Genomic DNA, 13,626 nt, shown 5'->3' with positions numbered 1-13,626 from the left:
CAGTCAGAGAGCCGCCGCGAGGAAGCCGCCGCCCGCTATGCCGACGACCCGACCCCCGTTCTCAGCGCAAGCGCATCGTTCATCATCGCCCGTCGCAGGCATCGGGCCGATCGACGGCAGCGGGCAAGCCTCCCCCGCGCCTGTCCGGCGATTTCATCCGCTGGAACAAAGCACGTGAGGCTGATCGACCATCGCACCGGGAGCTGACCGGCTCGCCCCCGACAATCTCCGCCGAAGCACGCCAAGCCGAACGCTCGCGGGGCGACAATTGGACTGAAGGAATATCGTTTGATGAATTGCACGCAAGACAGCGCACCCGTCCTTTCCGTCTCCGATCTGGTGACCTCCTTCAGGGTCGAGCGGCAGTGGCGTCAGGTCGTCAAGGGCATTTCGTTCGACATCAAGCCGCGGGAGACGGTGGCGGTCGTCGGCGAATCCGGCTCCGGGAAAAGCGTCACCGCCCTCTCGGTGATGCGGCTGACGCAGCCCGGATCGAGCAGGATCGAGGGCTCGATCAAGCTCTCGGGCAAGGAGCTGCTGACGCTGCCGGAAGCGGACATGCGCCGTATCCGCGGCAACGAGATCGCGATGATCTTCCAGGAGCCGATGACCTCGCTCAACCCGGTGCTGCCGATCGGCTTCCAGATCGCCGAAGCGCTGGTCATGCACCGCGGCCTGTCGCGTTCCGAGGCCGAGGCGGAGACCATCCGGCTTCTGGAAAAGGTCCGCATACCCGCTGCGAGATCGCGCTTCCATGAATACCCGCACCGCTTCTCCGGCGGCATGCGTCAGCGCGTGATGATCGCGATGGCGCTGGCCTGCAAGCCGAAACTGCTGATCGCGGACGAGGCGACGACGGCCCTCGACGTGACGATCCAGGCGCAGATCCTCGAGCTGATCAAGCTGCTGCAGGAAGAGGACGGCATGTCCGTCCTCTTCATCACCCATGACATGGGCGTCGTGGCCGAAATCGCCGATCGCACTGTGGTCATGTACAATGGCGAGGCCGTCGAGACCAGCACGACCGAGGCCATCTTCACCCGGCCGACCCACCCCTATACGCGCTCGCTGCTCGCCGCCGTGCCGAAGCTCGGCGCAATGGAAGGCGTCCGGCGCCCGATGCGTTTCCCGATGGTCGATCGCAAGACCGGTCTCTCGGACGTTCCGACCGAGACGGCCGATACCGTAGCCACGAGCGAGCGGCCGGTGCTCGAAGTCAACGGGCTGACCACGCGCTTCGAGATCCGCTCCGGCCTCCTCGGCGGCGTCAAGGGGCGGGTGCATGCGGTCGAGAACGTCTCGTTCAGCCTTCAGCCCGGCGAGACATTGGCGCTGGTCGGAGAATCCGGCTGCGGCAAGTCGACCACGGGGCGATCGGTGATGCGCCTGATCGAGCCGCTCTCCGGCTCGGTGCTGCTCGATGGCGAGGACGTGCTGAAACTCGACCAGAAGACGCTGCGCGAGCGCCGGGTCCGCATGCAGATGATCTTCCAGGACCCCTTTGCCAGCCTGAATCCGCGCATGGATGTCGGGACTACGATCGCCGAGCCCCTGCTGATCAACAGGCTCGCGACCCGTTCCGAGGCCCAGGACAAGGTCGCCGAACTGCTGCAGCGCGTCGGCCTCCATCCGGATATGGCGAGCCGGTTCCCGCACGAATTCTCCGGCGGCCAGCGCCAGCGCATCTGCATCGCACGCGCGCTTGCCGTCGAGCCCCGGTTGATCGTTGCCGACGAATCCGTCTCGGCGCTCGACGTCTCGGTGAAGGCCCAGGTCATCAACCTGATGCTCGAGCTGCAGGAGCGGATGAAGCTCGCCTACCTCTTCATCTCCCACGACATGGCCGTGGTCGAGCGCGTCAGCCACCGGGTCGCCGTGATGTATCTCGGCGAGATCGTCGAGATCGGCCCGCGCGAGGCGATCTTCGGCAATCCCCAGCACCCCTATACCAAGCGGCTGCTGGCCGCGGTGCCGGTCGCCGACCCGGCCCGTCGCCACGAGAAGCGGCCGGTCTCGAACGACGAGATCAAGAGCCCAGTCCGCGCGCCCGACTATGTCCCGCCGGTCCGGCAATATCGCGAGGCCTCGCCCGGCCATGCCGTGATGATCTGGGGCGAGGAATGGGAGCGAAAGGACCAGCGGACCGAGATGGCCGCCTGAGACGATCTCGGCGGCCGGGCAGCGATCCTCCCCTGAGACATCGCCAGCCTCAGGCGGCCGAGGGCCCGCATCCGCGGTTCCGCACATCTCCAATCGGCCACGCTCGGTGAGAACCCAGTGCTAATGCGTGCTGCCGAGATACTGCGCAAACGCGGCCGGAATCTCGATGAAGGGTTCGGCATCCTGACGGATGTCGAAATCCGCGATGGCCTCGGTCAGTTGCTCGAACTCACGCTCTTCGTCGGAGCCCCTGCCGGATGAAATGAGCCTGGCAGCCCGCAGCACTGCTGTCTTGCGCTCTTCATAGGTCGTGATGGTCACGGCGTCGGCGTTAGGCATGACACACCTCATCGCTACGCAACTCTGAGCACCAAGTTAGCGGTCAAACCGCCCGTTGACGAGTCGCAACAGCTCCGCCGAGGCCAACCGCCTCCGGCAAGCGCAATCACGGGATAACCGGCTCGCTTCGACCACGGCCGACCAGCACCTCGCCGACAGCCGCGAGCCGGCTGCGAACCAAGCAGAACGGGCCGCTCAAACCGAGCGAGCCGACCCGGCAAGCATCTTCTCGGTGCGCGCATCCATCCGCCCGCCGCAATAGCGAGCGAGCGCCCTGCGAAACGGGTCATCTTGCCTGTTCGAAGCGACCGCGAACAAGGTCATGCAGGAGGCGAACTTCAGGTCGTCGGGGGAACCGAAGATCTGCGACAACGTGCGCCCGCGCAGCCCCAGCAAGGCTTCGACGGAGGCCGCCAAGCGGGGCCCCAGCAGTGGATGGCCAAGATAGGCCCGCGCCTCGCCAATTCCCGCGAGGCCAAAATGCTGGGCCGTCGCCGATACGCCCAGCCTCGCAACTGTGGAAAGATGAACCACATCCAGTGACCGCGTTTTCGTCCCGTCTGAAGCTCCGCCAGGGCGTCTTCGAACATGTCGACCTGCGCCGCGACGAAGCGGCTGAGGTCGTAGGGCAGCTCCTCATGGGCGACGTTTGCAGCAGGTTGCATCGCGGTTCCAGGTCCAGTTCATCTCGGGCCGGCGACTTCTCCGCTCCCTTGCGTGGGGCGACTGGAAAGCGGACATATCGAAACGCCGTAGCCCTCCGAAGATCAGTCCAGCTTCATCCTGGCCGTCTTGTTTGCATAGTCCTTCTTGGGATCGATCCCGAGCAGCAGCTTGATGCCGGCAATCAAGCTCCACTCGTCCTCCCAGACCTCCGCCTCCTCGACATCGAAGCGCAGCAGCGCCAGCTTGGGGTCGTCCTTGCCTTGCTCGTACCAGCGAACGAGATGAACGCATCGTCGTCGCCCGACAGCGCTTCGACGAGCTCGGTGTCTCTGGCCGAGAAGATCCAGAGCGGTCCATGGTTGGCTTCACCGTCGATCTGCACCGTCATCGGCCGAAGCAGGTGATCCTGCCGGTTGGCCAGCCCCAGCATCACCGTCATGTCGGAGCGCAAGGCTTTCCAGAGCCTCGCTTCCAGTTCCTGCGGCGTGGGCATGGCTTGGCGCTCCGATCCCGAGTCGTTCCATGCACAACCGTTCGGCTGTTCCGGAGGTTCCAACCGTTCGCCCGGAACGCTGCGGGATTATCGATGAACGTCGCTGCCGGCACCCTCGTGCCTCCTCGTCGGAGGACGGGGAGCCCTAGGCCGCATCCTGGATCCGGCTGGCGGTCACGGCCGCCAGCACCTTTTCCAGATCCGCCTGCCAAAACGGTTTGCTGAGGCGGGCAACGCTGCTTGGAATGTCGCGAGGAAGCTCGGCATATCCGGTCGCCAGGATGATCGGCAGCGCAGGCCAGCTCGTCGACACGGCGGCGATCAGCTGAGCTCCGGTGATCTCGGGCATGGCATGGTCGGTGATCAGCAGATCGAAGCGCTCGCCATTCGAGAGCAGCGCGAGCGCTTCCTTCGCCGACGAGGCCTCGACGACCTCATGGCCCAGATCCTCCAGCAGCGCGACGGTGTTCATCAGCACGAGAGCGTCATCGTCCACGGCCAGCACCTTGAGGCGTTCGGCCGGCTTCTCAGCCGGCTCGGACGGCATCGGCAGGCGATGCGCCTCGGCGGAATCGGCCTGCCGCGCCGCCGGGAGCCAGATCTCCACCGTCGTTCCCCGGCCTTCCAGGCTGCTGATTGCGAGGCGCCCCCCGGATTGCTCGGCCATGCCGTGAACCATCGAAAGGCCGAGCCCGGTCCCTTTGCCGACGCCCTTCGTCGTGAAGAACGGCTCGATCGCCCTGTCCAGAGTCCCGGCGTCCATGCCGGTCCCGGAATCGCTGATCGAGATCCGAAGATAGTCCCCGGCAGCCAGGCCATGGGAATTGGAAGAAGCCACGGTCTCGCATCGACCCGCCATGCGCACCACCCCGCCATCGGGCATCGCATCGCGCGCATTCAGGACGAGGTTCAGGAGCGCTGTCTCGAGCTGGTTCTGATCCGCCCGGGCCGGTGGCAGCGAAGCGGGAAAATCGGTCTCGATCCGCACCAGGGGCCCGATCGAGCGTTGCAGCAGATCCTTCAGGCTGGTGATCAGAGCGTCGAGCGGCACGGCCTGCAGCGCCAGTTCCTGCTTGCGCGCAAAGGCCAGCATGCGCTGCGTAAGCAGTACGCCTCGCTTGGCGCCGCTCATCGCGTTTTCGATCAGGCTCGCCTGCCTCGGATCGGAGATCTGCCGGCTGACCAGTTCCAGGCTGCCGACCACTGCAGTGAGCAGGTTGTTGAAATCGTGCGCGATGCCGCCTGTGAGCTGTCCGATCGCCTCGATCTTCTGGGCCTGCAGGAGCGCCTGCTGCGATTTCTCCAGCTCTTCCTGGACCTTGCGGCGGTCGGTCAGATCGCGGGTGATCTTGGCGAACCCGATGATCTCGCCACTGTCGTCGCGGATCGGGTCGATCACGACATGGGCCCAGAAGGGCCGTCCGTCCTTGCGCAGCCGCCAGCCCTCCTTCTCGAAGCTCCCGGTGTGGAAAGCTGTCGCCAGCGCCTTGGCGGGCTCTCCGTTCGCGCGATCCTCCGGCGTGTAGAAGATCGAGAAGTGCCGGCCGACGATCTCCTCGCGGCGATAGCCCTTGATCCGTTCGGCGCCGAGGTTCCAGTTGGTGACGCGCCCCTCCTTGTCGAGCATGTAGATCGCGTAGTCGGTCACGCCCTGGACGAGCAGGCGAAACTGCTCCTCGGAGCGCTTCAAGGCCAGCTCGGCTTCCCGCCTTTCGGTCAGGTCCCGCGTGATCTTGGCATATCCCAGCACGCCCCGGCTTTCAGGATTGAAGATCGGATCGATGATGACGTGGGCCCAGAACTGCGTGCCGTCCTTGCGCACGCGCCAGCCCTCGGCTTCGAAGCGCCCCTCCCTCTCCGCGGTGCGCAGCGCGCGCTGCGGCAGGCCCGAGGCGCGATCTTCGGGCGTATAGAAGTTCTCGAAGGACTGGCCGATGATCTCCGTGTCGTCGTAGCCCTTGAAGCGCCGCGCGCCAGGGTTCCAGCTCGCCACGCGCCCGTCCGGGGTGAGCAGGTAGATCGCATAATCGGTGACGGATTCGACGAGCAACCGGTAGCGATCGCTCATCAGGGAAAGGGCTTCGACTTCCGGCACTTTGAACGGCCCCCAATAGCTTATCAGGACCGTGAACGTCGCCGCAGGCGAAAGGTTCCCGCCCGATCTTGGAACGGCCGAGAGCACCTGCGAGCGAGGCCGCCTGCGCAGGCGCGCGGGGGCACGGCGACGTCGCTGCTGCATCGATGCAGTGGTGTCCGCTGGTCGCGAGGTCCGACCTGCCCCGGCTCCCCATTTTTGGCACCTGCGCCCGGGAGGCCGCAGTCGTCATTTTGCATTGCCGGGCTGTCTGGTCCGTGCTGCCCTGCAGCATCAGCAAGCCGAATCACGCATGAACGCCCACGTTTATCTCGACAATCTCAACCCGGCACAGCGACGGGCCGTGTCCCATGGCGGAGACGCGGAGCCGGCCCCGCCGGTTCTGATCATCGCCGGCGCAGGCTCGGGCAAAACCAACACGCTGGCGCATCGCGTCGCCCATCTGCTCGTCTGCGGCGCCGACCCGCGGCGCATCCTCTTGATGACATTCTCGCGGCGCGCCGCATCCGAAATGCGGCGTCGCGTCGAGCGCATCGCGCGCAAGGTGATGGGCGATCAAGCTGGCGTCGCCGTCGACGCGCTCAATTGGGCCGGAACTTTTCACGGGGTCGGGGCAAGGCTGCTGCGCGACCTCGCCGAGCAGATCGGTCTCGACCCTGCCTTCACGATCCACGATCGCGAGGATGCGGCCGACCTGATGAACCTCGTCCGGCACGAACTCGGCTTCTCCAAGACCGAGACGCGCTTTCCGACCAAGGGAACCTGCCTGTCGATCTATTCGCGCTGCGTGAACGCCGAGCAGCCGATCGAGCAGGTGCTAGGACTGTCCTATCCCTGGTGCATCGGCTGGGCTGACGAGCTGAAGCAGCTCTTCGCGGCCTATGTGGAAGCGAAGCAGCAGCAGAACGTGCTCGATTACGACGACCTTCTGCTCTACTGGGCGCAGGCAATGACCGACGCCGATCTCGCTGCCGACATCGGCTCGCGCTTCGATCACATCATGGTCGACGAGTACCAGGACACCAACCGGCTGCAGTCGTCGATCCTGCTGGCGCTCAAGCCGGACGGGCGCGGGCTGACGGTGGTCGGCGACGACGCGCAGTCGATCTATTCCTTCCGCGCCGCGACCGTCCGCAACATCCTGGACTTTCCGCTTGCCTTCTCGCCGCCGGCCGAGGTCATCACGCTCGATCAGAACTATCGCTCGACGCAGGCTATCCTCTCGGCCGCGAATGCGGTGATCGACCTCGCCGCCGAGCGCTTCACCAAGAACCTCTGGACTGACCGAGCCGCCGGTGCGGCGCCCGAACTGGTCAATGTCCGGGACGAGGCCGACCAGGCCAGCTTTATCGCCGAGACGGTGCTGGAGAACCGCGAGGCTGGAACGACACTCAAGCAGCAGGCCGTGCTGTTTCGCGCCTCGCACCATAGCGGCCCGCTCGAGGTCGAACTGACGCGCCGCAACATCCCGTTCGTCAAGTTCGGTGGGCTGAAGTTCCTCGACGCGGCACACGTCAAGGACCTGCTGGCGCTGCTGCGCTTCGTCGAAAACCCGCGCGACCGCGTCTCGGCCTTCCGCGTGATGCAACTCCTGCCCGGCGTCGGGCCGACCTCGGCCCAGCGCGTCATCGAGCACTTGGCGCAGGCGCCTGATGGCGCAGAAGCCCTGCGCGAGGCTCCCGCTCCCGCCCGCGCCGGATCGGACTGGGTTTCGTTCGTCGAGACCGTCGAGGAGCTGCGTTCGGGCAGGTCGGGCTGGCCGGCCGAGATCGAGCGGGCGCGGCTCTGGTACGAGCCGCAGCTGGAGCGCATCCATGAAGACGCGACGACACGGCAGGCCGATCTCCTGCAGCTCGAGCAGATCGCCGGCGGCTACCCCTCGCGCGAACGCTTCCTCACCGAGCTGACGCTCGACCCGCCGGATGCGACGAGTGATCAGGCCGGTGTGCCGCATCTCGACGAAGACTACCTGATCCTCTCGACCATCCATTCGGCCAAGGGGCAGGAATGGAAATCGGTGTTCGTCATGAACGTCGTCGACGGCTGTATTCCGATCGACCTGGGTGCCGGCTCAAAGGATGAAATCGAGGAAGAGCGGCGCCTGCTCTATGTCGCCATGACCCGGGCCAAGGACGATCTGCACCTGATGGTGCCGCAGCGCTTCTTCACGCACGGCCAGTCCTCCATCGGCGACAGGCACGTCTACGCCGCGCGCACGCGCTTCATCCCCAACAACCTGCTGAAGCATTTCGGGAATCGAGCCTGGCCGCAGGTGGCGCCTCAGGCCGGACGCCCCGCGTCGACCGGGCCCAAGATCGACGTCCGCGCCAAGATGCGAGGCATGTGGCGCTAAAGTCGATTGCTGGGAGACGATCAAGGCGCCTCCAGACGGGGCCAGAGCGATTCTAACACCAGCCCAGGAGATGCAGGCGGCTCCGTCGCCGAGATGCAGCTGACCGTCAGCGGCGCGATCACCGCCGCGGTTTCATGGTCCGAAGGCATCCCTGTACCGCGCATGAATTCAAGCGAAGTTCGGATGAGCCGGTGACCCCCCGGACAATTCGCTCACAGCGGCCGCGAATGGACTTTGCAAGAGCTTCTTCGGGCCTCCTTACGCTCCCCGACGCCGATAACTTGGCCGAACGTTTCGAAGCCACCCCTTCAAGACAAATCTGATCCGGCTCACAATCCTATCCTAGACCCGGCATGTTTGCCGCCTCAGTATTTCCCCTCGTCGAATATTTTTATTGCTCCCGAAGGCTCGCAAGACTTCGTCGATTCTTTTTTAGAGTCGACCTTCAGAAACGATTAACTGTCGCATGAGCGTCATGGAGCAGCGCTATCGCAGTCATATGAACACGAACGGCATTCATATGAACATTGCGCTGGGCTCCGACGGGCGGCAGATGGCGATCGCCGAAATGCTGCGCAGCCGGGACTTCATCAGCGTCGAAGAGCTGGCCACGCATTTCGCGGTCGCCACGCAGACGATCCGCCGCGACCTCGTCGCCCTCTGCGATCAGGGCGTCGCCAGACGGCGTCATGGCGGCATCGAGAGCCTCGCCCGGAGCGGAAACCTCACCTTCAAGGATCGGCGCGTGCTGCATCGTGAAGCCAAGCAGGCCATCGCCGCCGCCGTCGCCGGCCGGGTCGCAGACGGCGAGTCGATCTCGCTGGGTATCGGCACCACCACGCAATTCGTTGCCGAGGCCTTGCTTGCGCACCGGCAGCTCAAGATCGTGACCAACAACCTGCCGCTTGCAGTGATGGTCGGCCAAAACTCGGATTTCTCGCTGGCGATCGCCGGCGGCACCGTGCGCGGCGGCGATCTCGACGTCTGCGGCGCGACGGTCGACGCCTTCTTCGCCTCCTACAAGGTCGATATCGCGATCTTTGGCGTCGGTGGCATCGATGAGGACGGTTCCCTGCTCGACTTTTCGGAGGAGGAGGTCCGCGCCCGCGAGGCGATGCTGCGCAACTGCCGCAGATCCTATCTCGTCCTCGATTCCTCGAAGTTCACGCGCCCGGCCCATGTCCATGGCGGGCGCATCGACCAGGTCACCGCGGTGTTCTGCGACACGGAGCCGCCGGGGGCCATCCGGCAGATGCTGGACGAGTCCGGCGTCCAGTTCGTCAACAGCGCGGAGGCGGCCGTGAGGCCGTAGCCCGACGAGAAGAGACCGCGCCCCGGCGGGCGCGGCTCGCCATCAAGCACCGTTCTTCACGCATGCCCGCAGCGATCCCGCTGCCGGGAACGATCGACTATTGCCTGTTTCTGGAGATGAGCCATGGCTGACCAGCCCGTTCTTTACGCCCATCGCGGCACCAACCCCTATACCGACAACGAGACCGAGGCCTATGAGTGGGCCTTCAAATACGGCGCCGATTTCATCGAGATCGACCTTCGCCTGACCAAGGACGGCGCGCTGGTCAGCTATCACGACGACCTTCCCGGCGGCATCGCGAACATGACGCTGGCCGAGGTGCGCGCACTGGTGCCGGGCGTCATCACCTTCGAGCAAATCATCGCGCTGACCAAGCGCATGGAAATCGAGACCGGCCGCAAGCTCGGCATCCTGGTCGAGACCAAGAGCTCGGGCCACGCGACCTACGACGCCATGCTCTCGAACCTCGTCGCTGCCGACTTCGCCGATCCCGAGCGGATCGTCTTCCAGACCTTCGCGACCGACCACAAGGTCCTCCGCGACCTGATGGACAACAAGTACCAGGTCGATTTCCCGCTGGTCTGGCTGACGGACAACATCACCGACGCCAAGATCGCGAACGCGACGAGCCCGCAGGGTTCCATGGGCGAGCTCGACGGCCTCGCGCCCCAGATGGCGCTGATCACCGCCGAGACGGTCGCGGCCGCCCAGGCCGCCGGCCTCAAGGTCAATGGCTGGACCGTCGCGGGCAACGAGAACGACGTCCGCAACGCGCTCAACCTCGGCGTGGACGGCATCATCAACGACAACACACAGCTCGCCCGTCCGGCCCTCGAGAAGCTCCTGAACAATGCCGAGGTCGCCTACGGCACCGACCAGGGCAACGAGATCAACGGCGGCACGGGCAAGGACGTCATCTATGCCATGTCGGGTGACGACATCGTCCGCGGCGGCCTGGGTGACGACGTTCTCTATGGCGATGCCGGCAGGGACCTGCTCTTCGGCGGCGCCGGTGACGACAAGCTCTTCGGCGGCTCCGGCAGCGACTACCTCGCCGGCGGCACCGGCTCGGACATTCTCGTCGGCGGCGCCGGCAACGATGTCATCGTCGCGACGGGCGACCAGATCGTCTTCCGTGCCGGCGACGGCATCGACCTGATCTCTCTCGACAGCACCAGCACGATCCTCTTCGACGGCATCGCCCCGGCCGGGTTCAGCGTCATCCGCAGCGGCAACAACCTGATCATCCGTGCGGGCAGCGATGCGATCGTCCTGCTTGATGGCGTCGATCCCGCGCATCAGCCGGCCTCGATCACGACCGCCGACGGCTTCACGCTGACCGGCGCCGAACTCGCGGCCCTGGCCGTGGAGGGCACGGACGCCGAGGTTGCGGCGGTGCTACCGGAGCTTCAGGGCGTGCTCGACAACGCACCCGCCTTCGCCATCCCGTCGTCGGTGGTGGTCGGCACCGATCTGGTCGCCGCCGGCGATTTCCCCGAGGGCACCCTGTCCTACGATATCGACAGCGTCGAAACCGGAGCGGTCTATCGCCTGAGCTTCTCGCTCGCCGACCTGCCGATGGGCGAAGATGGCGTGCGCGTGCTCTGGGGCGGCCAGGTGGTCTATGAGGGCGTCCCCTCCCCGACCGGCGGCAAGTTCCACTTCATGGTCACCGGCGGAACCGGCGATGGCTCGAACGACCTCGTCTTCGAAGGCGCGGGCGAGAGCTTCGGCGCGACGCTGGCCGACCTGCGTCTCGTCAAGATCGCCGATCCGGTCATGCCGGTGCCAGGCAATGTCGCGCCCGAGACCCAGGAGATCGACCTCGTCATCAGCCAGGAGGTCCCGTTCAGCGGCAAGGTCGTGGCCACCGACGCCAATGGCGATGCGCTGACCTACCGCCTCGGCGACGGGCCCGCCAATGGCACGCTCGTGTTCAATGCCGACGGCAGCTACCGCTACACCCCGGCGGCCGGATTCATCGGCGCCGACAGCTTCAGCTATCTGGTGAATGACGGGCATGGCGGCATCGTCGAGTCCGTCGTCAACTTCACCGTCGCGCAGGGCGTCCTTCTCGGCACCGATCTCATGGTCAACGGCAGCTTCGAGGACCTCAGCGAATCCTCCGGCAATAACGGCCCCAATGACTGGGGCTACCGCAATCCGGACGGCCAGATTCTCGGCTGGACCAACGTCAACAACAAGCGCATCGAGCAGCACTGGGACAATTACGGCGGCGTCGTCGCCAAGGACGGCCGGATCTGGATCGACATGGACCATTCGCAGACGGGCACGACCGTCGACCGGATCGGCCAGTCGATCGCTCATGTCGAGACCGGAGCGACCTATCGGGTGAGCTTCTCGCTCTCCGACTCCGACCGGACGAATTTCGACGATGGCGTCAAGGTGCTGTGGAATGGCGAGGTCATCTTCGACGGCCTGCCGCCGCAGACCAGCGCGAGCTGGACGACGCTGAGCTTCGAGGTGAAGGGCGGCTCCGGTGACGGCAAGAACCGGCTCGAGTTCATCGACAAGGGCGTCTCGGATTCCTGGGGCGCCGGTGCGGCGCTCGACGACGTCCGCTTCGTCAAGATCGCCAATGTCGGCGACAGCCTGCCGGCGAACCAGGCTCCGGTGGCGGCCGACGGTCAGGCCGAGGGCATGAAGGACACCGTATTCACCGGCGCGCTGTCCGCCTCGGATCAGGACGCCGGCACCGCGCTGATCTACAGCCTCGCCACAGGTCCGGCCAACGGCACCGTCTTCGTCTATACGGACGGCACCTATCGCTACACGCCCAATGCCGGCTTCAGCGGCACGGACAGCTTCACCTTCCTGGTGGATGACGGGCGTGGCGGCAAGGACACTGCGACCTTCGATCTGACGGTCAAGTCCTCGACCTCCTCGGTGGCGATCGGCACCGATCTCATCATCAACGGCAGCTTCGAGGACGTCAGCGAGTCCGGCAACTACAATGGCGGCTCCGACTGGGGTTACCGGAACCTGGACGGCCAGATCCTCGGCTGGACCAATGTCAACTTCAAGCGCATCGAGCAGCACCTCGACAATTATGGCGGCGTCGTCGCCAAGGATGGCCGGATCTGGATCGACATGGACGGTGCCGGCCAGTCGGCCCGCAACAAGATCGGCCAGACGATCTCGCTGGCGGAAACCGGCGCGACCTATCGGGTCAGCTTCTCGCTCTCGGACTCCGACACCGGGCGCTATGATGACGGCATCATCGTGCTGTGGAATGGCGAGGTCATCTTCGACGGCCTGCCGCCGCAGACCGGCGCGAGCTGGACGACGCTGAGCTTCGAGGTGAAGGGCGGCTCCGGCAACGGCTCCAACCGGCTGGAATTCATGGATACCGGCGTCAAGGACTCCTGGGGCGCGGGCGTGGCGCTCGACGATGTCCACTTCGTCAAGATCGCCGATGCCGGTGACACGCTGCCGGTGAACCACGCTCCGACGGCGACCAGCGGCGAGGCCGTCGGCCTGATGGACACCCTGGTCACCGGCCAGGTCGCGGCGTCGGATCCGGATGCCGGCTCGGCGCTGATCTTCAGCCTCAAGCAGGGCGCGGCGCATGGCACGGTCTTCGTCTACACGGACGGCACCTATCGCTACACGCCGGCCAACGGCTTCACTGGCGAGGACAGCTTCACCGTGCAGGTGACAGACGGGCGCGGCGGCACCAGCGAGGCGACGGTCAGCCTGACCATCAACCCGCCGAACGCGGCTCCGGTTGCGGGAGACGATGCCGGGCTCGGCACGGCGTATGGCGCGGCTCTGGTCATCGACCCGGCGGCGCTGCTCGCCAATGACAGCGACGCGGACGGCGACACGCTGGTGATCCAGTCGGTGGTGGCCGGCATCGGCGGCAGCGTCGTGCTCGATGCTGAGGGCCGGATCGTCTTCACCCCGGCCGACGGCTTCTCCGGCGAGGCCTCGTTCGCCTACACCGTCTCGGACGGCAAGGGCGGCACTGCCAGCGCGACCGTAAGCGTCACGGTCGCGCCTTACGTCCCGGTTGGCACGCCCGGCGATGACGCGCTTGTCGGGACGGTCGGCGACGATGTGATCCTGGCCGGTGCGGGCGACGATCTGGTTCAGGCCGGAGCGGGCAACGACGTGGTCGATGGCGGCGACGGCGATGACGAGCTGCATGGCGAGGATGGCGACGACGTCCTCAAGGGCGGCGCCGG

The 13,626-nt window shown here is 65.7% G+C and carries 6 protein-coding genes and 2 pseudogenes; 4 read left to right on the top strand and 4 right to left on the bottom strand.

All coding sequences use genetic code 11. The annotated features are described in order from the left end of the window. The first annotated feature begins 291 nt into the window (after window positions 1–291). A complete protein-coding gene (locus RKE40_RS14540) occupies window positions 292–2,160 on the top strand; it encodes an ABC transporter ATP-binding protein (protein ID WP_316018948.1) in 1,869 nt (622 codons plus the stop codon). Between the two features lie 120 nt (window positions 2,161–2,280). On the opposite strand, the gene RKE40_RS14535 is transcribed toward RKE40_RS14540, so the two are convergent. The 4 genes and pseudogenes from RKE40_RS14535 to RKE40_RS14520 form a co-directional block, all read right to left on the bottom strand. After that, window positions 2,281–2,499: a hypothetical protein gene (locus RKE40_RS14535; protein ID WP_316018947.1), complete on the bottom strand. Its 219-nt coding sequence runs from the start codon at window positions 2,497–2,499 to the stop codon at window positions 2,281–2,283. Window positions 2,500–2,694: 195 nt separating this feature from the next. Then, a pseudogene (locus RKE40_RS14530) lies at window positions 2,695–3,164 on the bottom strand (DUF1810 domain-containing protein). A 102-nt stretch (window positions 3,165–3,266) separates the two neighbouring features. Continuing rightward, window positions 3,267–3,595, bottom strand: a pseudogene (locus tag RKE40_RS14525) (pyridoxamine 5'-phosphate oxidase family protein). 208 nt (window positions 3,596–3,803) lie between these two features. Further along, a complete protein-coding gene (locus tag RKE40_RS14520; RefSeq protein ID WP_316018946.1) occupies window positions 3,804–5,726 on the bottom strand; it encodes a hybrid sensor histidine kinase/response regulator in 1,923 nt (640 codons plus the stop codon). A gap of 319 nt (window positions 5,727–6,045) precedes the next feature. Here RKE40_RS14520 and RKE40_RS14515 point away from each other — a divergent pair, with 319 nt between their 5' ends. The 3 genes from RKE40_RS14515 to RKE40_RS14505 all read left to right on the top strand — a co-directional run. Next, entirely contained in the window at window positions 6,046–8,106 is a 2,061-nt protein-coding gene (locus RKE40_RS14515) for an ATP-dependent helicase (RefSeq protein ID WP_316018945.1), read from the top strand. 466 nt (window positions 8,107–8,572) lie between these two features. Further along, window positions 8,573–9,418 carry a DeoR/GlpR family DNA-binding transcription regulator gene (locus RKE40_RS14510; protein WP_316018944.1) on the top strand — a complete coding sequence of 282 codons (846 nt, stop codon included), beginning with the start codon at window positions 8,573–8,575 and terminating at the stop codon, window positions 9,416–9,418. 123 nt (window positions 9,419–9,541) lie between these two features. Next, window positions 9,542–13,626: Ig-like domain-containing protein (locus RKE40_RS14505; RefSeq protein WP_316018943.1), on the top strand; the 4,085-nt coding region annotated here is incomplete at its 3' end.

Origin of the sequence: Allobosea rubneri, from assembly GCF_032464875.1 — a bacterium.
GTDB lineage: Bacteria > Pseudomonadota > Alphaproteobacteria > Rhizobiales > Beijerinckiaceae > Allobosea > Allobosea rubneri.
Note: the sequence above shows the minus strand (reverse complement) of the source record. Positions and strands in the feature narration are given on the sequence as shown.